Annotated in this window: 16 protein-coding genes; 15 read left to right on the top strand and 1 reads right to left on the bottom strand. The window is 44.5% G+C overall.

The annotated features are described in order from the left end of the window. The first annotated feature begins 1 nt into the window (after nt 1). From ruvA to JHD69_RS06300, 9 genes are all read left to right on the top strand, one after another. A complete protein-coding gene (ruvA, locus tag JHD69_RS06340) occupies nt 2-586 on the top strand; it encodes a Holliday junction branch migration protein RuvA (protein ID WP_199138454.1) in 585 nt (194 codons plus the stop codon). Between the two features lie 11 nt (nt 587-597). After that, entirely contained in the window at nt 598-7,752 is a 7,155-nt protein-coding gene (gene sprA / locus JHD69_RS06335; RefSeq protein ID WP_199138451.1) for a T9SS outer membrane translocon Sov/SprA, read from the top strand. Nucleotides 7,753-7,828: 76 nt separating this feature from the next. Continuing rightward, on the top strand, nt 7,829-8,209 hold the full coding sequence (gene gcvH, locus JHD69_RS06330; protein ID WP_199138448.1) for a glycine cleavage system protein GcvH: 381 nt from the start codon (nt 7,829-7,831) through the stop codon (nt 8,207-8,209). 4 nt (nt 8,210-8,213) lie between these two features. After that, nucleotides 8,214-8,708 (top strand): VanZ family protein, encoded by a 495-nt coding sequence (locus JHD69_RS06325; protein WP_199138446.1) that lies wholly within the window; start codon nt 8,214-8,216, stop codon nt 8,706-8,708. A 279-nt stretch (nt 8,709-8,987) separates the two neighbouring features. Next, complete coding sequence (locus tag JHD69_RS06320; RefSeq protein ID WP_199138444.1) at nt 8,988-11,780, top strand: outer membrane beta-barrel family protein; 2,793 nt, start codon at nt 8,988-8,990, stop codon at nt 11,778-11,780. Nucleotides 11,781-11,912: 132 nt separating this feature from the next. Continuing rightward, the gene (locus tag JHD69_RS06315; RefSeq protein WP_199138442.1) at nt 11,913-14,753 is read left to right on the top strand and encodes an outer membrane beta-barrel family protein; all 2,841 of its coding nucleotides are present in this window, start codon (nt 11,913-11,915) and stop codon (nt 14,751-14,753) included. 59 nt (nt 14,754-14,812) lie between these two features. Next, entirely contained in the window at nt 14,813-15,028 is a 216-nt protein-coding gene (locus JHD69_RS06310) for a FeoA family protein (RefSeq protein WP_199138440.1), read from the top strand. Nucleotide 15,029: 1 nt separating this feature from the next. Next, complete coding sequence (feoB, locus tag JHD69_RS06305) at nt 15,030-17,150, top strand: ferrous iron transport protein B (protein ID WP_199138522.1); 2,121 nt, start codon at nt 15,030-15,032, stop codon at nt 17,148-17,150. Between the two features lie 215 nt (nt 17,151-17,365). Beyond that, a complete protein-coding gene (locus JHD69_RS06300; RefSeq protein WP_199138437.1) occupies nt 17,366-17,977 on the top strand; it encodes a SprT-like domain-containing protein in 612 nt (203 codons plus the stop codon). Here the strand turns inward: JHD69_RS06300 and JHD69_RS06295 are convergent. Next, the gene (locus JHD69_RS06295) at nt 17,929-18,741 is read right to left on the bottom strand and encodes a hypothetical protein (RefSeq protein ID WP_199138435.1); all 813 of its coding nucleotides are present in this window, start codon (nt 18,739-18,741) and stop codon (nt 17,929-17,931) included. The two genes, JHD69_RS06300 and JHD69_RS06295, sit on opposite strands and share 49 nt — an antisense overlap. 293 nt (nt 18,742-19,034) lie before the next feature. Here JHD69_RS06295 and JHD69_RS06290 point away from each other — a divergent pair, with 293 nt between their 5' ends. From JHD69_RS06290 to JHD69_RS06265, 6 genes are all read left to right on the top strand, one after another. Continuing rightward, nucleotides 19,035-19,277, top strand: coding sequence for a hypothetical protein (locus JHD69_RS06290; protein WP_199138433.1), 243 nt, complete (start codon nt 19,035-19,037; stop codon nt 19,275-19,277). 190 nt (nt 19,278-19,467) lie between these two features. After that, nucleotides 19,468-21,054, top strand: coding sequence for a cysteine peptidase family C39 domain-containing protein (locus tag JHD69_RS06285; protein ID WP_199138431.1), 1,587 nt, complete (start codon nt 19,468-19,470; stop codon nt 21,052-21,054). 209 nt (nt 21,055-21,263) lie between these two features. Further along, nucleotides 21,264-21,470, top strand: a complete 207-nt coding sequence (locus tag JHD69_RS06280; protein WP_199138429.1) for a hypothetical protein — start codon at nt 21,264-21,266, stop codon at nt 21,468-21,470. 208 nt (nt 21,471-21,678) lie between these two features. Beyond that, a complete protein-coding gene (locus JHD69_RS06275) occupies nt 21,679-21,912 on the top strand; it encodes a hypothetical protein (protein WP_199138428.1) in 234 nt (77 codons plus the stop codon). Nucleotides 21,913-22,110: 198 nt separating this feature from the next. Further along, on the top strand, nt 22,111-24,297 hold the full coding sequence (locus JHD69_RS06270) for a peptidase domain-containing ABC transporter (protein WP_199138427.1): 2,187 nt from the start codon (nt 22,111-22,113) through the stop codon (nt 24,295-24,297). A 7-nt stretch (nt 24,298-24,304) separates the two neighbouring features. Then, nucleotides 24,305-24,787, top strand: a complete 483-nt coding sequence (locus JHD69_RS06265) for a hypothetical protein (RefSeq protein ID WP_199138426.1) — start codon at nt 24,305-24,307, stop codon at nt 24,785-24,787. The last annotated feature ends 56 nt before the right edge of the window (nt 24,788-24,843 follow it).

Here is a 24,843-nt window from a genome sequence, read left to right as displayed (position 1 = left end):
CATGTACGATTATATTGATGGTAAATTGGCTTTTAAATGCCCAACTTATGTGGTGGTTGAAGCCGGAGGTGTAGGCTATCACATCAATATTTCGCTCAATACCTATTCGGCCCTGCCGCAAACAGAGCGCTGCAAGATTTACACCTGGCTACATGTTAAGGAAGATGCCCATACCTTGTACGGTTTTGCCGACGAAGGCGAAAGGCGCCTTTTTTTGCACCTGATCTCGGTTTCGGGCATTGGCCCTACCACCTGCCGGATGATGCTGTCGTCTATTACGCCGGTTGAAATCCAAAATGCCATTATACAGGCTGATGTGGCCCTCATCCAGCGCATCAAGGGCATTGGCGCAAAATCTGCACAGCGCATCGTGCTCGAACTGCAAGACAAACTGAAGAAAGAAGGTACAGATTCGTTAATTTCTATGCCTCAACATAATACAATTAAAGATGAAGCGTTATCTGCTTTGATCATGCTTGGATTTGGCAAGCAGGTGGCAGAGAAGGCACTAGACCATGCCGTTAAAAATGCAACGCAGGATTTAACGGTAGAGCAAATGATAAAAATAGCTTTGAAGAATTTATAACCAAACGCCGATTGACAAATAAATTTACACTCTTAATTCTTCTTTTCTTTCTTTTTGCCGGAACAAACGCCTTTGCTCAAGTTACGCCTGCAAAATCAGGAACTGATTCGCTCAAAAATTCCTTCAATTTACGCGAAAAACAGCTGTTGGGCCTACGGACCAGCAACAACCCCTTTTTGCCTTTGCCCGACAACGTCAAACGCGAAGTAGAATTCGATGCGGTAAACAAACGCTATGTTATCACAGAAAAAATAGGGAACAGGTTGTACTCGCCGCCACAGTACTTAACCATTGAACAATACTTGCGTTTGGTCAACAGCGAAATCAAGCGCGAAAACTGGCGCATCCTGTCTAATGCCGAGATTGCCGACGTGAGAAAAACCGGAATTATTCCGCAGGTTAAGGTAAACAGCCGTGTTTTTGAAAAGATTTTTGGCGGGACCACTATTGATATCCAGCCAAGGGGCGAAGCCGAGCTTACTTTCTTGGGCCGGATCAACAAAAACGAAAACCCCTTGTTCAACGAGCGCCAGCGCGTACAGAGCAACTTCGATTTCAACCAGCGTATCCAAATGGACGTGGTGGGCGATATCGGAACCAAGATGAAGATCAAAATGAACTACAACACCGAAGCGCAGTTTGATTTTGAAAATCAGATCAAGCTCGACTATACCGGTGGCAAAGATGACATCATCAAGAAAATAGAGGCCGGTAACGTGAGTTTGCCGCTTAACAGTACTTTAATTAATGGTACGCAGGCCTTATTCGGTGTTAAAACCCAGCTCCAATTCGGAAAGTTGGATGTAGCGGCGGTTTTTACCCAACAAAAATCGCAATCTAAAGAAATCCAGATCAACAACGGCGCACAGCAGAACGAGTTCAGGATCAGCGGCAGCGAGTACGAAGCCAACAAGCACTACTTTTTGGCCAAGTATTTTAGAGACAACTACAACAGGGCCTTGGCCAATCCGCCAACCATTCTCTCTGGCATTTTGATTACCAAAATTGAGGTTTGGATTACCAATAAAACGGGCAATACCCAAGATTCGAGAGATGTCTTGGCCTTTTTGGATTTGGGCGAAAACCAACCCTACAATACGGCACAAGTAACGGGTGGCGGTTCGGTGTTGCCATCGGGCTTTACCAATCCTACTTTCCCAACGGCTTCCAACAATTTGCTGGCCAACCTTCCGGCCGATGCCAGACAAACCAATTCCAATTCGGTAATCAGCTATTTTCAGGCTAATGGCGCTACCGACAACTTTGCCAAGCTTACCTATGCCCGTAAACTGACCGAGCGCGAATATACTTTCCAGCCTCAATTGGGTTATATTTCGTTAAATAATGCGCTCAATGCCGACGAGGTACTGGCTGTTTCCTATCGCTATACCTACAATGGCGTAGAGTACCAAGTGGGTGAGTTTTCTACCGATGTAGCCTTTGACCAGGCCACACCAAAAGTGCTTTTTTCTAAACTCTTGAAAAACGAAACCATCAAAACCAATTTGCCAACCTGGGATTTGATGATGAAAAATATTTATTCGATCGGCGGCTACCAGATCAGTCCGCAGAATTTTAAACTTGATATTTTCAGGATCGACGATAAAACCGGTATAGAAATGCCATTGATTAGAGAAGGCACAAAAACAGCGCTGAAGCAATATATTTCGCTCACTAATCTCGATCAGCTGAACCAGCAAAAAGAGCGCAAGCCCGATGGCGTATTCGATTTTGAAGCCGAAAACAAACCTTTCTCCAATCCTGCACAAAATACCCAAAGCAGCTATTCGCCCACCGGGTCGGGGCTGAACAACTTGGTCAACAATACCAACAACGGCTATGTTACCATCGATCCGTTGAACGGCCGGATTATTTTTCCTTTGATCGAGCCTTTTGGCAAAGATTTGGCCACCAAGTTCGATTTGCCTGCCGAACAGGCACTGGCCGATAAATATACCTATCCGCAATTATACGATTCGACCAAGGTAGTGGCGCAGCAACTGTTCAGCAATAAAAACCTGTACATCATCAAAGGCGCTTACCAGTCGGAAATTGCTTCCGAGTTTTCGCTCAATGCCATTAACGTAACCAAAGGCTCGGTTAGGGTTTTTGCCGGAACCATTCCTTTGCAGGAGGGTACCGATTTTACGGTTGATTATGACATGGGCAGGGTAAAAATCGTAAATACCGCTTTGCTCACCTCAGGTCAGCCCATCAGGATTACCACAGAAAACAACGAACTTTTTGGCCTGCAGCAACGCTCACTTTTTGGCGCCCGTTTAGATTACCATGTGAACAACAAGCTGAACATTGGCGGTACTTTTATGAACCTGACCGAAAAGCCGCTTACGCAAAAGGTAAACTATATGGAAGAGCCGATATCGAATAGTATTTTCGGGTTGGACTTTAACTACAGTTCGCCTTCGCGCTGGCTCACCAAAATGGTGGATAAATTGCCCCTGATTTCGACCAAGGCACCATCCAGCATCAGTTTTGGCGGCGAATATGCGCAGCTCATTCCGGGGCATCCAAGTGCCATCAATTCGGGGGGCGATAAAGGCGGTTCGAGTTATCTCGACGATTTTGAGGCTTCGAGATCTATCATCGACCTGAAAAGTTCGGTCCCATGGCAAATTTCGGGTACGCCCCAGCTATTTTCCGAATCGCAGCTGGTCGATAACCTGGCTTATGGCTACAATCGTGCAAAATTGGCTTTTTATAATATCGATCCGGCTTTTTACAACAGTAGCTCGAGCATTATACCTTCTAGCTTAAGAAACAACCGCAACGAGCTTTCTAACCATTACGTGAGGGAAGTACTGGAGCAGGAGGTATTTCCTTTCAAAGAAATCAGCACCGGTCAGCCCCTGAACCTGCCAACTCTCGATTTGGCTTATTATCCCATGTTGCGTGGCCCTTACAACTACGTAACCAATGGTTTTAATCCGAATGGTACGCTCAACAATCCAAGATCGCGTTGGGGAGGTATCATGCGGAGGATAGACATCAACGACTTTGAGGCCAACAACATCGAATACATCGAGCTTTGGGTGATGGATCCATACATGTACAAGCCAACTTCGCAAGGTGGCGATTTGTACTTTAACGTCGGAAACATCTCTGAGGATATTTTAAAGGATGGCCGAAAATCGCTGGAAAATGGCTTGCCGGCCAATGGCGACCCGAGTAAGTACGACGAAACCAACTGGGGAAGGGTGGCCAAGCTGCAACCGGTAATCCAGGCTTTTGACAACGACCCGGCGGCCAGAAAAGCACAGGACGTAGGTTTAGATGGTTTATCTAATGCCAACGAAAAAGCGAAGTTTGCCGCGCTTATCAACCAGATCAAGGCACAGCTTAATCCTGATGCGGCATTGGCATTCGAGAACGACCCTTCGTCAGACGACTACTCTTACTTTAGAGGAGGTGCCCTCGACCAGCAAAATGCCGGTATTTTAAGGCGTTACCAAAACTACAACGGTACCGAAGGCAACTCTAAAACCTCGCAGCAATCGATAGACGAATTGGGCATCGAAAACTCGGCCTCTACGTCGTTGCCAGATGGAGAAGATATCAACAGGGACAATAACATGACCCAGTCTGACGAGTATTTCCAGTATAAGGTTTCGATGCGCCCGGGCGATTTGGTGGTAGGACAAAACTTCGTCACCGATAAAGTAGTATCGCAGGTTAAATTGGCTAATGGCCAAACCCAAAGTGCCACTTGGTACCAAATCCGTATTCCGTTGTCGCAATACCAGCAAAAAGTGGGCGGCATCCAAGACTTTAAATCTATCCGCTTTATCAGGATGTTCATGACCAACTTTGCCGATACGGCCATTTTAAGGTTTGGCAAGATCCAGCTGGTAAGGGGCGAATGGCGTACCTACAATGCCAAAAACGAGGCGAACCAGGTTATTGCCGATCCAAGCCTGCAACCGGCAAATCCGGATAATTCTACCATCGAAGTAGCCACCGTAAACATTGAGGAAAACGGCAAGCGTACGCCAATTCCTTACGTGGTGCCACCGGGCATTGTGCGCGAACGCGATTTTAGCAATTACCGTGGCGATACCCGCCAAAATGAACAGTCGCTTTCGGTAATCGTGAAGAGATTGAGAGACGGCTATGGCAGGGCCACTTTTAAAACCGCCATCAACGACTTTAGGTCTTACAAGCGCCTGGAAATGTATGTCCACTTGGAGGCAATCGGTAATTCGACACTGAACGATAACGATGTAAGCGCGTTCCTGCGTATTGGTACAGACAATCAAGACAACTATTACGAATACAACCAGCCTTTAAAGGTGACAAGGCCGGGTACCAGCGATCCGTATGCCATTTGGCCGGATGCCAATAAAATGGACATCCAATTGGAGCTTTTCCAAAAAGCCAAAATAGCCAGGAACAACGCTAATGTTGCTGGTGGCGCACCATGGCCGATTAACGTACCCTTTGTGTACATAGATGGAACCAATACCATTATTGTAAAGGGCCAGCCAGACATGAGCAAAGTGCGGGTGTATATGTTGGGTATTAAAAACCCTTTACGCAACCAGGCAGTGCCGGCTGGCGACGATGGCCTCGACAAAGATGCGCAGGTATGGTTTAACGAATTACGCCTCACCGAATTCGATGAGCGTGGGGGCTGGGCGGCTACGGCGCGCATGAACGCCAAGTTGGCCGACTTTGCCGACGTCAATATTTCGGGAAGCAAATCGACCATCGGTTTTGGTTCTTTAGAGAAAAAGGTAAGCGAACGCAACCGCTCTGATAATACTTTCTTCGATATTTCTTCGAGCATTGAACTGGGCAAGCTCCTGCCTCAGAAAACAGGCATCAAAATACCGATGTACGTGAGCTACTCTAAGCAGGTTATGACTCCGCAGTTCGATCCGCGTACGCCAGATATCGAGCTGAAAAATTCGTTGAAAAATGCTTCGAAGGCACAAAAGGATTCGATATTGAACTTTGCGCAGGATTATACCACGCGCAGCAGCATCAACTTTACCAATGTACGCAAGGAGCGTACCAATACCGAAAAGCCTGTCCGTTTGTGGGATATCGAAAACTTCAACGTGTCGTATGCGCAGACCAAGTTTGCCCATCGCGATTTTGTGAACGAGAGCAGTGTCCAGCACACTTACAGGGCATCTTTGGGCTACAATTATACCGGAACTTCTAAAAGCTACCAGCCTTTTGATAAGATCATCAAGTCGAATACCCTCAAACTACTGAAGGACTTTAACTTTACGCTGCTGCCAAGCTCAATCAACTTTAGGATAGACGTCGATCGTTTTTACTCCGAAAATACCTTGCGCAACAACGACCCGAACAATTATATCCCAATCAATACCACCTTTAACAAAAACTTCCTGATTTCGAGGGTATATGGCATTGCATGGGATTTGACCAAATCATTAAGCCTCGATTTCGACGCCACCAACTATTCGATTGTTGACGAGCCCGAAGGCCGGATTGAAGGGTTAAAACGCGATACGCTTTGGCAAAACCTTAAAAACCTGGGCCGTACTACAGACTATAGCCACAACCTGAATGTCAGGTATAATTGGCCGATCAATAAAATTCCGGGTTTAGACTGGATCAACGTGGCTACGGTATATGGAACCAGCTTTAACTGGCAAACAGAGCCTTTGTCTACATTGAGGGATCCGAACATTAACCTGGGTAATACCATCCAGAACTCGAGGACCATCCAGTTCAACCCAACCCTTACCATGAGCAACCTGTACCGCAAGTTTGGTTTTGTCAAGAAAAGCCTGAACAAGCCAGATACGGTAACCAGCTTTTCGGATATCCTGGTTGGATTGGTAACCAGTATCAAGAGCATCAATGTGGCCTTTACCCAAACCAAGGGTACATTCTTGCCTGGCTATTTGCCTAAAACCAAGTTCTTTGGTATAGATGCTACTACTGGCGCACCAGGCTTGGGCTTTGTTTTTGGCAGCCAAAGAGACATCAGGCTGATGGCCTTGAACGATGGCTGGCTAACTACCGACGAAAACCAGACCCAATTGTACATCAATACCCTGCGCGAGGATTTTCAGCTCACCAGTACCATCGAACCTTTGAGAGATTTCAAAATTACGCTGAGTGCTACCAAAAACCGGACACTGAATTATTCGACCAATTTCAGGTACGATAACAGCATTCAGAATTTCAGAAACTTTAGTCCAACCACCACCGGCGATTACAGTATTTCGATCATCAGCCTGGGTACGGCCTTTACCGATAAAAATGGATCGACCATATCGAAACTGTTTAATAAGTTTATGAGCAACAGGCAGGTAATTTCTAGTCGCTTGGGTGCCGAAAACCCGAACTCTTCTGGCCAAAGCGCCGGAGGTTTTGCCGATGGCTACGACAAGACTTCGCAAGATGTGGTGGTATCGGCATTTATTGCCGCCTACACAGGCCGTAATGCCAGCTCGATGAGCCTCAACAGCCTGCCTAAAATTCCTTTGCCAAACTGGAGGATTACCTATGCTGGCCTCACTAAAATTCCTTTCATTGCCGAGAACTTTTCAGAGTTTGGCATCAGGCATGGTTACCGGTCGCTTTACAGCATTAACGGTTTTAACAGCTTGCTAAAATATCAGGAAACCGATGGCTATGTAAGCAGCCGGGATGTAAACCAGAACTTCCTGCCGTTGTACCAGTTTGCGCAGGTAAGTATTTCCGAGCAGTTTGCGCCGCTTATTGGCGTAGATACCAAGCTGAAAAATAACCTGACGGCCAGTTTTGAAATCAATAAAACCCGCATTCTGGCCCTCAGCCTTTCAAACAGCCAATTGGCACAGCTGTCGGAGAATAACCTGGCATTTGGTTTGGGCTACCGTACCAACAAGTTCAGGTTTCCATTTGGCTGGTTTAGCCAATTGAAAATGGACAACAACATGGACTTTAAATTAGATGTTTCGGTAAGAGACAATAAAACGGTTATCTACAGGGCTGATGTTACAGAAGCCGAGGTATCGTCGGGCGCAAAAAACATTACTTTAAGGCCAAGTGTCGATTATATCCTCAACCAGCGCTTTAACCTGAAGGTATTCTATGATTCGAACATTACCAAGCCTTATACCTCGCAATCGTTCAACACTTCTTTCAGCAATTTTGGATTTAGTTTGCGCATTACGCTGAATTAGCCGTTGTTAGAAAGCGGTTTAATAATTACCTTTGGAGACTAACTCAATAAACGAAAATAAAAACACATACAAAACAATGAACTTTCCATCAGAACTGAAATACACCAAAGACCATGAGTGGGTAAGGGTGTCGGGCAACGAAGCGGTAATCGGTATTACTGATTTTGCGCAACGCGAATTGGGCGATATCGTTTACATCGACATCAATACAGTAGGTGCAGAAGTAAGCAAAGAAGATGTTTTTGGCACGGTAGAGGCTGTTAAAACAGTATCTGACTTGTTTATGCCATTAACAGCCACGGTATTAGAAGTAAACAACGATTTGAACGACAGTCCGGAACTGGTTAACTCAGACCCTTATGGAAATGGCTGGATGGTAAAAGTTGCCATAACTAACGTAGCCGATGTAGAAGACCTGTTAAGTGCCGATCAATACAAAGAATTAGTGGGCGCCTAAAACCATGAAAAAATATGGAGTGCTAAGGTCGCAACTTTGGGCCGTTATTTGGACCATCGTTATTTTAGTGCTTTGCAACATGAAAATGCCAGACTCAGATGGTGGGCCTGGCTTTTTCTTTGAAGGTTTTGATAAGCTGGTGCACCTGGGTTTTTTCTTTGTGCTTAGCGTGTTGCTTTTTTACGGAAAGATCAGGTACCAGCATAACTACAATTTTCGCTCGCTCACCATATTTAAAATTATACTGATTTCGGTTGTTTTGGGCGGAGGGATCGAGTTGCTGCAATGGAAGGTGTTTACCTACCGATCGGCCGAGTGGTGGGATTTTGCTTGCGATATGATCGGTGCTCTGATGGGCGTATTCAGCTACGTTTTGCTGCACTTGTCCAATTACGGCAGGCACAACGAAGATTTGCCTATTACCAAACACAAACATAAAAGCCATGGTGCTGGCTTCGGCATCGACAAGAAAATAAGAGGCGATGAAAAAAAGGTTTAAGCTGCTGCTGATTTTAATGTTAAGCTTTTTGCTGGCTGGATGTGGTTTGTTCAAGCCTTCCTGCTATTGCCCTAAACTGCCCCGTTCGCATTACCAAGCCCGTTAATTCCGTTTAACTGCCTTTGTCTGTTGCCGGCTCCCTGAAAGGAAGAGAACCGCTCTGTAACGATAAAGTTAGTTGTATTTAAATTGTTACCCATATTTTAACACTTCTTAACAAACTTTTGAGGCTCCCGCTAGTCTGATAGGATAACTTTACAAAATTATATAAAAATTAGAATGAAGAATTTGATTAAAAGTACACTACTCATTGCTTTCTTGTGTGTAAGCTATTTTGCCCAGGCCCAGTCTGGCGGAACGGTTAGCGGAAAAGTAATCAATGGCAAAGACAAATCGCCAGTCGATTATGCTTCGATAGCCATCAAAAAAGTAAGTGATTCATCTACGGTTGGTGGTACCAATACCTCATCAACCGGTGCTTTTACCGTTGGTGGCTTGGCCCCAGGTAAATATAAATTATATGTGGCCTATTTGGGTTTTAAAACCATTACCCAGGATTTTGAACTAACTGCCGCCAAGCCTAGCATGAACTTTGGTACATTAACGATGGAAGATACCGGCGTAACCTTGAAAGGCGTAGAAATCAAAGGCGAAATCCCACCGGTAGTCGTTAAAAAAGATACCTTGGAAATCAGTGCATCAACCATCAAGGTTAAAGAAAATGCAGTGGTTGAAGACCTTTTGAAAAAAGTGCCGGGTGTAGATGTTGCCAAAGATGGCAGCGTTACCGCGCAGGGCGAGAAAATTACCAAGGTAAGGGTTGATGGTAAAGACTTTATGGGCAACGACCCTTTGTTGGCCACCAGAAACCTACCTGCAGATATGGTTGACAAGATCCAGATTATTGACGATATGTCTGACCAAGCCAAATTTTCTGGCGTTGACGATGGCAACCGTGAAAAAATCATCAACATTACCACCAAGCAAGACAAAAAACATGGTTACTTCGGCAACAGCACTTTGGGCTATGGTTCAGACGATCGTTACGACGTGAATTTGAACGTGAACAAGTTCAACAAGAACCAACAGATTTCTTTGATTGGCCAGTTTAACAACGTCAACAAGCAAAACTTTGGTGGCGGTATTGGTGGTGGCGGTTTTGGTGGCGGTGGCCGTGGCATCCAGTTTAGTGGTGGCGGTGGCAGTGGTTCAGGCGGTATTACCACAACCAATGCGGCAGGTATCAACTTTGCCGATACCTACGATGACCAGACCCAGATCAACGGTAGCTACTTCTTCAACAAAACTTCGTTGTTCAATACCAATAATACTTTTACCCAAAACTTGTTGGGCAACACTACAACAACCAATTTAAGCGATTTAAACAGCACTACCGAGCGTATCAACCACAGGTTTAACTTTACGGTAGATACCAAATTGGATTCGATGACCTCAATCCGGGTGCAGCCATCTATTTCTTATACCAAAAACAGCGGTACAAGTACGACCAATTATAACAGGAATGTGCTGAACAGCAATACCATTGGTTTGCAGAAATACGATACAGGATCAGAATCGCCCGTGATCAGTAACAACTTGTTGATCCGTAGAAAATTCCAACGTAGGGGCCGTACCTTGTCATTAAACGTGAATACTAACATTAACGATAATGATGCGGGCAACTACAACTATATTTCGGAGAATATTACCCAAGGAGCCTCGGTTTCACAAAAGCTGACCAACCAGTTCAACGACCAAAATTCGAGTTCGCTGAGTAACACGGCCAGATTGGTATATACCGAACCGTTAACCAAGACCTTTAGCTTGGAGTTCAACTATCAGAATGGCTATAGCCACGATAACAAGGAAAGACTGGTTTATAATTTCAACCCGGCTACCCAGGATTATGACATCAAAGATAATACCTACAGCAACCAGTTCGAGAATACCACTTTGACCAATGCTTTGGGTATGAGTTTGAACCAAAACGAGAAAAAATACAACTGGAATGTGGGTGTAGCGGTGCAACGTACCAATCGTGAAAACGATAACAAGACTACTGGCAACGTGTTTACACAAAACTTTACCAATATTACACCACAAGCACAGTTCAGGTATAATTTCAGCAATACTAAACGCTTGAACATCAGGTATAACGGACGTACCAATCAGCCAAGTATCGATCAGATCCAGCCAATCCCAGATAACACCAATACTCAAACCATTGTTTTGGGTAATCCAGGCCTGAAGCCTTCGTTTTCTAACTCGTTGAACATTTTCTTCAACAACTTCGATTTCGCTAGCTACCGTACTTTGTTTATCGGTGCCTTCATTACGCAAACTTTTAACGATTTTGCCAACAACCAAAGCTTGATTACCAATACAGCTGATCCGAACTACGGAAAAATTGCCAATAGCTATGTAAACGTTGACGGTAACTTCAATGCCAATGTTTTTGGAAGCTTAAGCCAGCCGATCATCAAAGGGAATAAGCTAACTTTGCAAATCAACTTAAGTGGTAATTACGGCAAAGCAACCAACTATACCAACTCTTTAGAAAACGTAACCAAGAGCAGCGGCATTACCAATAGCTACAAGTTGATATCTAACTTGGATAAGCTTGACTTGATTGCTGGTATTGGTGGAAGCTGGAACCATAGTAACTTTACCATCGGCAACCCGACCAATTTCTATACTTTGGCGCCGAATATCGATATCAGTTACTTGTTTCCAGGCAGTATCCGTTTGCAAACCGATGTTACCTATAACAAAACTACGGGTCGTGGCGATGCCTATAACACAAGCTATACCATTATTAACGGCTACATCAGTCGCCAGTTCTTTAAAAACAGAGGTACCTTCAAGTTTGCGGTAAATGACTTGTTGAACGAAAATACAGGTATTTCGCGTACTGCTACCAACAATAGCATTGTAGATTCTAATTTCAACGTATTGAAACGCTACTATATGTTCTCGTTTACTTACTCGCTAAACAGGGTAGGTGGTCAAACCATGAATATGCAAGGACCAGGCGGTGGCCAAAGAATGAGAATGGGCGGCATGGGCATGTAAGCCTAGCCACTCGGCAACAGATCGCCATCGGCTTAATTGCCGGTGGCGATTTTTTTTAACACATTTTAACTATAAAAATAGTTGCAAACTACTATGTTTTTAGTTAGTTTAGGGAAACCAAACTAAAAACTAATGATTAAATCTGTTTCCCTAAGCTTTTTCTTGCTTTTCTTTTTGAGCACAACGCTGTTGTTCGCACAGCAAAAATCGGGTTCCGTAAAAGGCAGAATAATTGATGCCAAAACTAAAAAGCCTGTCGATTTTGTTTCTTTTGCCGTCAAAAACGTCAAGGACTCTACCGTTGCTGGTATGGGAGCGACTACAACCGAAGGCAACTTTTCGGTTAAATCCCTCGCCTTTGGCCAGTATAAGTTTTATGCGGCCATGATTGGCTATAAGCCGATTATCAAAGCCTTCGAAGTTACCTTAGGTAAGCCATCAGCCGATTTTGGCACCTTAGAAATGGAAGAAAGCGCCATTACGCTAAACGACGTCCTCATTAAAGGCGAGCTTTTGCCGATGATCATTAAAAAAGATACCATCGAATTTACCGCTGATGCCTTTAAAACCCAGGCCGATGCCAATGTAGAAGACGTGCTCAAGGTCATGCCGGGTATGGAGGTGGATAAAGACGGCAACATTACCTTTAATGGCAAGAAGATTGACCGGGTATTGGTAGATGGAAAGGATTTTTTTGGCAAAGACCCCAAAACGGCTACGCAGAACCTGCCCAAGGAAATCGTGAATAAGATACAGGTAATCGAAAAGAAAACCGACGACGCGATATTCAAAGGCATCGACGATGGCAAGCGCGAAAACGTGCTGAACATTACCTTAAAAGACGACAAGAAGAAAGGCTATTTTGGGAACATTGTTGCCGGAAAGGGCAATGGCAGTTTGTACGATGCCTCAACCAGTATCAATCGCTTTAATGGCAAACAGCAGCTTTCGGTCATCGGTTTGGCCAACAACATCAACAAAACCAGTTTTTCTTATGCTGATTTAAGCGATTTCTTGGGAGGCGATGTCTTTGGGTCGGGTATGGTAAGCTCGGTTATGGTCGATGCAAGTGGAAACATGTCTATAGGTTTAAATGGCGAAGATGCATTTGGAGGTGGCGGAGGCGGCATTAACGATAACAAGGGCATTGGGCTCAACTACAACGACGAATGGGGCAAGAACAAGAAATTTCCCAATAAAATCTCTTTTAGCTATATGTTTAACCGCAACTATGGCATTCGCCAAAGTTTGTCGAGCCGGTTGAACCTGCTGGGTGCAGACAGTTATTTTAATGATAAAAACAACGATGCCACTACTACAAGCAACAGGCACCGCTTTACCATGCGGTTAGACCTCGCGCTTGACTCGACTGCCAAAATCCAGTTTACGCCAAACTTTGGCTTTAGTGGATCAGATGCCGAAAGCAATTCCATATTCAGCTCTTACCTGCAAAATACCTTGGCCAACATCAACAAGGGCAATTCTACCAATACCAGTAACAACAAGACACCTGGTTTTGGGGGCAGACTCGCCTATAACAAAAGATTGAGTAAAAAAGGAAGAAGCTTTTCGTTGTCGGCCAATGGCAACAGAAGCGATTCTTCGGTTGACGGACTCAATTTCTCTAACATCACCATCAACAACAATGGCGTTCCAACCACCACCATCCTTAATCAGCTCATTGATCAGGCAGGCGATGTAACGGGTTATGGATTTGGTGCCGATTATTCGGAACCTTTGAGCAAAAAGCTTAGCCTAAGCGGCTTTTATAACTATAGCAAAAGAGAAGATGTAGTGGAGCGCATGGTGTACGACTACAATACCGCTAGTACCCGCTACGATTTGATCAATCCGGGCCTTTCGCGCAACTTGGAAAATTTTAATGAAAGCCATACCACTGGGTTGAGGCTGAACTATAATCCTACCGATAAGTTGACCTTGGGCCTAAGTGCAGATCAGAAATTTGTGGCGCTTAAAGGCAAAAACCTGATGAACCAGGTGAACGTAACCAACGATTACAGTTTCTTGCAGCCTAATCTTTTCCTTTCTTATAAAATCACTAAGACCTCTAGTTTTTCGTTGTATGGCAACCGTTACGTTAACACGCCAAACATTTCGCAGCTGCAGCCCATTACCGATAATTCCAATCCTTTGCAGATCACGACCGGAAATCCAAATCTTAAGCCTTCTAAGCAAAACAGTGTAAATCTTTCCTATAACCGGTTTAATCCAACATCAGGCAGCAGCCTTAGTTTTAACGCCAGCTATTATGGCTATGAAGACCAAATCATGAACAATTCGGTGCTCGATCCTAAAACAGGTATACAAACTACTTTTTATGATAATATCAGCGGAAGCTACAGCTACAGTGGACGCCTGAGCGGCAGCATCAGGGCAAAAAGCCTAGGCCTTACCTTTAACCCGAGCATCAGCCTCAACTATGGCCATAATATCTCCTTCCTTAACAATAGTGTGGTCAGTTCAAATTCCACTTCCTATAATGCCGGTTTGGGCATTAATTATGCCATTGGTTCAGACCTCCAGCTGTTTAACCGCATCACCTACAACAAACGCAACTTAAGCTACAATTACAATAACCTGCCCGATAATAGTTTTACTTCTGTTTACAACAACTTGAGCTTAAATGCGGCCCTGCCCTACGACCTGAGGTTTACCTTGCAGAGCAACCTCTCTTATAATTCGAACATTGCGCTGGGTACCAATAACAACACCATACATATGGCCAATGTAAGTTTCGAAAAGCTGTTCATGAAAAAAGCATTGAGCTTAAAGGCAACCCTATCAGATGTGTTTAACAATAGCCGCAATACATCGAGGTTTGCCAACGAGATTTATGTTACGGAAAATGTGAACCTGGGCATGAGGCGCTACTTTTTACTAGGTTTAACCTATCGCTTGAGAAAGTTTGGAGCGCCTGCAGGCGTAGCCCCGCCAAATATCATGAGATTTTGACGGGGGCTTATTTGGAATTAATACAAATAAAGGGTAAATTGCGCCCATAATTTCATATAATGAAGCTTTCGCAGTTAAACCCAGGAGAACGAGGAACCATCGTAGCATTTACAGACCTAGAAATGTCTGTGAAATTAATGGAGATGGGCTGTTTGCCAGGAGAGGTGGTCGAAGTAGAGCGCTTTGCACCACTGGGCGATCCTATGGCCATTCGTGTAGCGGGGTACCAACTTTGTTTACGCAAAAGCGAAGCATCGGTTATCCTAATACAGTAATATTTTGGTCGATATAAAAGTTGCACTTGTTGGTAATCCCAATACGGGAAAATCTACCCTTTTTAATCTCTTAACGGGATTAAATCAGAAGATTGGAAACTTTCCAGGAATAACCGTAGATAAGAAGACCGGCCAGAGCAAACTCAACTCAACCCAAACAGCCAATATCATCGATTTGCCTGGTACCTATAGCTTGTACCCTAAAAGCAAAGACGAAAGTATCGTTTTTCAGGTGCTGGCCGATAAGCAAAACCCCAGCCATCCAGACATGGTGGTGTTGGTGGCCGATGCAACCAACCTGCGCCGTAACCTCTTGCTTTGCTCGCAGGTAGCCGATTTGGGACTGCCTATGCTATTGGTGTTGAACATGACCGATATGGCCAAGAAGGAAGGCATCAATATCGATGTTGACAAGCTAGCTAAGCGCTTGGGCATTCAGGTAGTGGCCATGTCGGCCAGGAAGAATGAAGGTGTCGATAAGCTTAAGCAAGCCATTGCCAATACCACGCGTATCAGTACGCAGTTGCCTAGTATCGACTCGAAACAGTTTGCGCCGGAAGCCATCGAAGCGATTAAGGCGAAGATCGACACCGAAAACGACTATTATGCCTTGCAGGTGTTGCATCAGCATGAACACCTGGCTTTTTTCAACGAGCAGCAACAGCACGAAATAGAACAGATAGAACAGGCGCATGGCTTCGAATCGTCGAAAATACAAGGCGCCGAAACCGTAGCCAGGTACCGTTATCTCAGTACCATTTTAAGCGATGTGGTAATAGACCTCGGCGCCGCCAAAAAATTCAAGATCACCGATAAGCTCGATTCGATATTAACCCACCGCGTTTGGGGATTTGTTATCTTCTTGCTCATTCTTTTCTTTGTTTTTAACGCTATTTTTTCTTGGTCTACCTATCCCATGGACCTGATTGAAAGCAGTTTTGCCTGGCTAACCGATTTTGGCCACGCGCATTTGCCCAATGGCGTGCTCACGAACCTGTTTTTGGATGGTATTGTGGCCGGCTTGGGAGGCATCGTTATTTTTATTCCGCAGATTGCCATTCTGTTTGCGCTCATTTCCATCTTGGAAGATACTGGCTACATGGCCAGGGTAACCTTTATGATGGATAAGATCATGCGCAAATTTGGGCTAAGCGGCAAATCGGTAGTACCTATGATTGGTGGCATTGCCTGTGCCGTACCCTCTATCATGAGTGCCCGTAACATCGAAAACTGGAAAGACCGTATCATTACCATCATGGTTACGCCATTGGTAAGCTGTTCGGCCCGTTTACCGGTTTATACATTGCTTATCTCGTTGGTTGTTCCAAACGAAAAGATATTGGGTGTTTTCAATAAACAAGGCTTGGCACTTATGCTTATGTACGTGATTAGTATTGCAGCAGCCATATTGGTGGCGCTGGTGATGAAGTTCATCATCAAGGCCAAGGAAAAATCATATTTCATTATGGAACTGCCGGTATATAGAATGCCGCGTTGGAAAAACGTGTGCTATACCATGTACGAAAAATCGAAAACCTTTGTATTTGAAGCCGGTAAGGTTATTATTGCCATTTCTATTGTATTATGGGTTATGGCTACCTATGGGCCTGCCAAACGATTTGAAGCTATAGAAACAAAATATGCGGCCATTGAAACACCTGCTACCGATAGTGTAAAACTGGCCGAACTGGAAAGAGATAAGGCCGCCGAGAAACTGGAAAATTCTTATGCTGGCATTTTGGGACAAACCATCGAACCCGTAATCAAGCCGTTGGGTTTTGATTGGAAGATAGGCATTGCCCTGATTACTTCTTTTGCCGCGCGTGAGGCTTTTGTGGGCACGATGTCGACCATCTACAGCGTAGACAGTGCCGATGAAGCAACCACAACCATCCGCAATAAAATGCGTGGTGCTGTAAACCCCGATACCGGCGAACCGATTTTTACTTTTGCCACGGGCCTGTCGCTCATGCTCTTTTATGCCTTTGCCATGCAGTGTATGAGTACCGTTGCTATTGTTTACCGCGAAACCAAATCGTGGAAATGGCCGGTTATCCAACTGGTTTACATGACGGCCATGGCTTATGTGGCCAGCCTTATTGCCTATCAGGTGCTTAAGTAAGGAGTGAATAAAGAGTGGTTGAATTAGTGAATTAGTGAATTAGTGAATGATTGAATGGACGGAGGAACAGCTCAAATGATGGTCCGAACTGCTCATGCAAGAGTGTCTGCCCTTTGCTTTAGCCTTAACCTTCCTGCTGGATCCCTCTTGTCTTTAACCTTTGGATTTGATAAATTGCATCAAAATAATCTCCCAGCAGAGAAGAACGGTAGAGAATGGATAAAACAGAGGTTCTAGCACAATATATGCCCGTTTCGGCAGCGCCCATCATTGCCAAATGGATCGACTATTTTCAGTGCGAGTTTAAAATTTCGAAAGACAGAAGTACCAAACTTGGCGATTACAGGCATCCCTTTAAGGGCAAAGGGCATAAAATTTCGGTCAATAATGGCCTTAACCCCTATGCTTTTCTGGTTACTACTGTCCATGAGTTTGCACATCTTTTAACCTGGAACGACCATAAGGGCAAAGTAAAGCCCCATGGCGCCGAGTGGAAGTACAATTTTAAAAGGATGATGAAGCCTTTTTTCGAGCTTCGGGTTTTTCCGGCCGATATCCATCACACCATCATCAACTACCTTGATAATCCTGCGGCTTCCAGTTGTACGGATTTGAGCTTGGCCCGAGCGCTCCAAAAATATGATACAACGCTGGCCACCACCAGGGTAGAAGAACTGCCGCTGCATACTGTTTTTGTGCTGAAAGACGGGCGCAAGTTTAAAAAGGGCGAACGCATACGCAAACGCTACAGGTGTGTTTGCCTCGATAACGGAAATACCTATCTTTTTAACCCTTTGGCCGAAGTTTGGCTGGCTACCGGAACGTAAACCGCCTCTTGGTCTTGAACAATCCATTTGAGGTTCAGCTTCTGATCTTTAAAATCGATTGGACTGTTTAAAAGGCTATCAATGAGCGCATCCTTTTCCTTGACTAAAATACTGGCCGTATAACTGTTTTGCAGTTTGCTTTTGAGCATAATGTATCTCGAATCGGGGAAGGTAGTAATGTTTTCAAATACCATATCGAATTTGTCGCTTCCACTTAAAATCTGGTCTAAGGTTTTTATTTTTTCTAGATAGCTGTGGTCTGAGGTATTCGCTTCGCTTAAGGTAAGGTCTATGAAGGGCAGGTTTTTAATGGCGGCTTCGTCGGCTGCCGTGCGGTTTTCTACCTTAAAAACAGTGTTGTTGCGCAAATAGGTGCGGGTGTCTTTGAGTACGGTGCCATTGTCGCTGCTCAATTCGTTTCTAACTGTTTCTAAGATCAGACTGTCGTTTCTGAAATAGTATTTTTTGGTATTGTTGCTGAGGCCGTTGTAGCCATGCTCAATCAAAACGATGGGTTGGCCGTTGTCGCTGTATTTGTCTACATAAAAAGACAGGTCGCCAAGCATATAGACCAAGCTTGTGCTTTTTGCCAACTGAGAAAGACCCTTGTCAACAGAATCGGCATAATGCAAAATAGATTTTGAATCAAGATCGGTGGCATGCTCGTCGGCCATGTTGGCCTGTGGATGATCGGAATTGAGCTTGGTGCAAGCATATGTTGTACTCAACAGGCAAAGCAAGACAAAATAATATACAGTTTTCATGGGCTTCCTTGGCTTGATACAGCTGGTAAGCTATGACTATTATCGTGCCAATGCGCAACTCGAATGCAAAAATAGACTTTAAGCAACTGGCTTGGGGCGGAAAAAGAAATCTACAATGTAAAAAATATGAACAAAATATATGGGTTACAACAGGTATTTTTAGGTGAAACCTAAACCGGTATTATTTATCGGTAAATCAAAGCACAACAACCAAGGAGTGTCGGCTTAACCCACACCGCTGAAGCAGCCCAAGCGTAATCGGGATGCATGAATTACTTAACTAAAAACTAAACATGAAAAAAGTGAACCAACTCAGTAAAGCTGAACTTAAGAAAGTATTAGGTGGAGGCCTACCTCCAGAAACCCCAGGTGGCGATCCGAGCTATTGTGCAGCGAGGGGCAAAGGCTATGTAATCTGCATTGATAATGGAGGTTCTGGCGATGGCCATTCGTATTTCTATGCCTGTTGCAGCAGTTTGGCCGAAGCAGGCATGTTCTGCCCTTCAGGCTCGGCTTATGGTTGCGATATGCCTTAATGTGAATTAAGGTCGAATCGTTTAAGACCAGCTTTAGGTGCTGATACCTATAGGGGTTTTAGTACAAAACATATTGAAAGTCTCGATGTGCATGAGTGCATAAGAAAATAGATGCTTATGAAACGTCGCTTTCAATCTTTAAATTAGGATATTGTTTTAGATAAGGACAACAACCAGATACAAATATACTATGACTCTATTTTCTTCAGCAAGCCAGGCTAATGCTGTGGCCGTAACCGCCTTGTTCCTTAAAAAGCTCAAAGTAAAGTTTACCAACGATGGTTTACAGCAAGTTCTGGAAGACCATCCAGAATACCCCAGCCTTTTGGCTATCAGCGATTGCTTAACTGAATGGCATATCCCCAACCAAGCCTACAAAATTGCCAAAGAAGATTATTCGGTAGAAGAGCTCGAATTTCCATTCATCGCGCATTCTGCCATGAATGGGGGTAATTTTATGCTGATCCATGCCATTAAAAATGGGAAGGTAACCTACAGCAACGAAAAGCATAAGCAGGCCATCATGCCTGAAGAAGAGTTCCTGAAAAAATGGAGCGGCGTGGTCTTGCATGCCGAACCCAATGAAGAAAGCATAGAGCCTAATTATAAAGCACAGGCACTCAAAGAAAATTTTAACAACATCAAGGTTCCGGCCTTGCTCTTGGTTGCCCTCGGCGCGGTTTTGCTGAGTATCGATTACCAGACCCTACAATTGAATATTGGCCTGGTGCTGTTTATCAAGCTAGTAGGACTTGTTGTGGGTGTTTTGCTTTTAATGCACAGCATTGATGCCAATAACCCACTTATCCAGAACCTGTGTAGTTTGGGCGATAAGAATAACTGTAATGCCATTTTAAAGTCTGATGCCGCCAAGGTAACCAGTTGGTTAAGTTGGAGCGAAGTAGGCTTTTTTTACTTTGCAGGATCCTTTTTGGCGCTGCTGGTTACTCCGGCTAGTGCGCCTATAATTGGCTGGCTAAACCTGCTTTCGTTGCCTTATACAGTTTATTCTATTGGTTATCAGTATAAAAACAAGAATTGGTGCGTATTGTGCTGCAGCGTGCAAGCCCTGTTATGGCTCGAGTTTTTTGTCATCTTTTTTATTCATCCAACTTATGCGCTTATCCTTACGCCTGAGGTCGTTTTAACAACGGCGGTAAGCTTTTTATTGCCTATACTAGCCTGGGCTTTTGTTAAGCCGTTTTTGGCACGGTCGGCCCAATTTAAACCGCTTAAAGAACAATTAAAGAAATTCAAATACAACAGCGAACTGTTTGAGCAAGTATTGAAAAACCAGCCGCGTTATGCCGTTCCGAACGAATTGATGCCGGTAGTGCTCGGAAATCCAGCAGCAGAAATCGTGATTACCATGGTAAGTAATCCGTTCTGTGGCCCTTGCGCTAAAGCCCATCAAACTATCGACGAATGGCTGAGCTATCGCGATGATATACAGCTCAAAATCATTTTCACCACTGCCAACCACGACGATGATGCCAGAACTAAGGTTTCGAGGCATGTAAGCGCACTAACCACTTTAAATGATCCAAAATTGGTAGAAAAAGCCTTGAACGATTGGTATGCCCAAAGCCCTAAAAAATACGAAACCTGGGCCGAGAAGTTTCCGATCAGCTTTAATGGCGAAATGGATATCGTAACCGAAAAGCAGAAGGCCTGGTGCGATATGGCCGAAATTGCCTATACTCCAACCATTTTAATCAATGGTTATAAGTTGCCAGAACCTTACCGATTGGAGGATATCAAGTATCTGTTGACCTAAGATTTATCATATAGTCGGTATTTGCGATTAATGTTTTTTTTAAGTCTGGCGACTGAATTTTAGAATGAAATTAAACTTTTTGTACAAAGTGGGGCAGCCGGTTGCAAACGAAACTGCCCCAAAACGAGTGCTGGCGTTTACCGGCATCGCTATCAGTAGCCCAGCGTGGAGGGGCTACAGAACTTACAACCAAAGTTAATATTCGAACAATGAAAAGAAAGAACTTACTGAGCAAAGCTGAAATGAAAAATGTTTTGGGTGGCATTACGCCAGAAATGGCAAACTGCGAAGATCCGGCTTGGAGACCTATGATTGTAGATCAGGAAGGAAATTGTAGGATCCACAATTATAATTTCTGTTTGAACTGGTGTTCTCCAGAATTCTGCGACATGGGCGTTTGTACCCTAACCGTGTAATAAACTCGAAGGATTGTGGTAACACTAATCCCTTGGCCTTTTATGCGCAACACCCATTTGGAGTAGAACCGCTTGACGGTTTCTAAAAGGGGCGGTTGCTTCAAAACACACTGCCCCATAACGAATAGCAGCATAAAGTGCTGTCGCCGAAGCAGGCTAGGCGTGACTGGCCCGCATATTCTAATTCACAAACTAAAATTTTTTAATCATGAAAAAAGTGAATTTGCTCAGCAAAGCTGAGCTTAAAAAAGTAATGGGAGGAGGCGGTAGTGTGCCTTGCGCAAAATATGTTGTCTGCGTAAACAATTCAGATTGGTCTGAAACGCACTATCCTAATGTTTGCTGCAATACTTGGCAAGATGGGGTATCGTTTTGTGCCTCGCATGGATTTGTTGGGCCGGTTGGTTGCATAGATAACCCTAACGGCCCAATAGAAGTGTAATTTGCTAATCGGATAAGCCAAGGCCGGAAGGCTTGGCTTATCTTCATCAAACTGGCCCGCTAGCGCAGGGCTATTAAGCCAAATCAAATCAAGAAATTGATAATATTTAATGCTTTTGTGTGCGGAGCATACAAAAAATGCTTATTTTTTCACTTCGTAAATACTCGTTGCCTTACCCGATAGAACCAAGTAACTATCTTGAAAAAATTCCCATTCTATAAACAACCCGATCAGATGGACTGCGGTCCCACCTGTTTGCGCATGGTAGCCAAATACTATGGTAAGAACTTTAGCCTGCAAAAACTAAGAGACATTAGCGGCATTAATAAGGAAGGTGTTTCCCTTTTGGGCATTAGCGAGGCTGCCGAGAAAATTGGCTTCAGAACCATGGGCAGCCGGCTCGGCGTGGAGCAGTTGGCCGAAGCTGAGCTTCCCGCCATTTTGCATTGGAACCAAAATCACTTTGTTGTTTTACATAAGATTAAAAAGGGCAAGTACTATATCGCCGATCCAGGCAAGGGATTAATCGAATACACCCAAGCCGAATTTCTGCAACGCTGGCTAAGCACGCAGAACAACGGACATAGCCAAGGCATAGCCCTGATGTTATCGCCAAGCCCAACTTTTTATGAGCAGGAGGGCGATAAAAACGAAGGATTGAATTTTTCTTTCCTGTTACGCTACCTGTACCGCTATAAACAGTTGGTTGCCCAGCTTTTTGTAGGTCTTGGGGTAGGCAGTTTGTTGCAGCTTATCGTGCCTTTCCTTACCCAATCAGTGGTAGATATCGGTATCAATACCCGCAACCTTAACTTTATCTATATCATTCTCATCGCGCAAACCATGTTGTTTTTAGGTCGGATGAGCGTCGATTTTATCCGATCCTGGATTTTGCTGCACATCAGCACCCGGATCAATATCTCTATCCTGACCGATTTCCTGATCAAGCTGATGAAACTGCCGATGAGCTTTTTCGATACCAAGATGACCGGCGATATCATGCAAAGGATGAACGACCAGAAAAGGATCGAAAGCTTTTTAACGGGTTCTACCTTAAGTACCATCTTTTCCATGTTTAACCTGGTGGTGTTTACAGGTGTGCTCGCCTATTATAACGTCAACATCTTTATCATTTTCCTGGCTAGCAGCATTCTGTATTCGGCTTGGGTAATTGCTTTTTTAAAACGCAGGAGGGAACTCGACTTTAAGCGCTTCGACATTTCTTCCAAAAACCAGAGCAGCATTGTACAGCTGATCGGCGGGATGCAGGAAATCAAACTGAACAATTGCGAACAACAGAAACGATGGGAATGGGAGCGCCTGCAGGCTGGCCTATTCAAATTCAGCATCAAGAGCCTTTCGCTGGGCCAGATCCAGCAGGCCGGTGCGTTTTTTATTAATGAAGGAAAAAATATTGTAATTACTTTCCTGGTAGCCAAATCGGTTATCGACGGACAGCTTACTTTGGGTGGTATGATGGCTATCCAGTACATTGTGGGGCAAGTAAACAGCCCGATAGAGCAACTGCTGGGCTTTATCCAGCAGCTGCAGGATGCCAAAATCAGTTTGGAACGCCTGAATGAAATCCACCAGATGGAAGATGAAGAGCCTGCTGACAAAAGCTTTCTCAAAGAACTGCCCATGGATCAGAGCATTGCCGTTAATAACCTGAGCTTTACCTATCCGGGAGCCGGCAACGAGCCTGTGCTTAAGGGAATAGATTTATCTATCCCGCAAGGCAAAACCACCGCTATTGTAGGCATGAGCGGAAGCGGCAAAACGACCATACTAAAGTTGCTCTTGCGCTTTTATGTACCCCAAAAAGGCGATATCAAAGTAGGCGCAACGCATCTGGACCAAATTGGTTATGGCTATTGGCGCAAACAGTGTGGTACGGTCATGCAAGATGGCTTTATATTTTCGGACAGCATTGCCAAGAATATTGCCGTAGCCGACGAATATCCGGATATGGCCAAGCTGCAGCATGCCATTAAAGTGGCCAATATCGGCGACCTGATCGAGAGCCTGCCTTTAGGCCTCAATACCAAGATAGGCGCAGAGGGCAATGGCATTAGTCAGGGGCAGAAACAAAGGATACTGATTGCGAGGGCGGTTTATAAGGATCCGGCCTATATCTTCTTTGATGAGGCCACCAATGCGTTGGATGCGAACAATGAAAGCGTAATTATGCAGAACCTGGAAGACTTTTTTAAAGGCAGAACCGTAGTGGTGGTGGCGCACCGTTTAAGTACGGTTAAAAACGCGGATAATATTGTGGTGCTCGACAAAGGAGTGATCATCGAACAAGGTACGCACACCGAGCTGACCAAGAAAAGAGGCGAATATTATAATTTGGTGAAAAACCAACTGGAACTAGGAAACTAACAAAAACATGCCATTAAGAGAAGAAAGTATTTATCAGCACAGCGAAGAAGTTAATGAAATCATTACCGCGGTTCCCTCATGGATATTGAGGCGAGGCATTACGCTGATTTTATTGATTTTGTTGGCTATTATTCTATTATCGGCATTTATACGTTATCCAGATATCGTTAAAACCTCGTTGAAGGTTAATTCGCTCAATGCCCCGAAAGAAGTCATTGCCCATCAGCCCGGCAAACTGGTAAAGCTTTTGGTGAAAGACAATCAGCCCGTTAAGGATAAAGAGCCTCTGGCTTTTATAGAAAGTACGGCTAACCATTACGACGTGATGAGTTTGGTTGCCAAATTGAAAATGCTCAGTAAAAAACTGGCCGATGGCCAGGTTATCAAAACAAACGATTTGGACACGAAAGGCCTTAATCTGGGCGAATTGCAAGGCAACTATCAATCTTTTTATCAGGAATACCTACAGCTGTCTCTTATACACATCTAAAACGGGGGGGGGGGGGGGGGGGGGGGGGGGGGGGGGGGGGGGGGGGGGGGGGGGGG

This window comes from Pedobacter sp. ASV12, assembly GCF_016429155.1.
In the GTDB taxonomy this organism is placed as follows: domain Bacteria; phylum Bacteroidota; class Bacteroidia; order Sphingobacteriales; family Sphingobacteriaceae; genus Pedobacter.
Note: the sequence above shows the minus strand (reverse complement) of the source record. Positions and strands in the feature narration are given on the sequence as shown.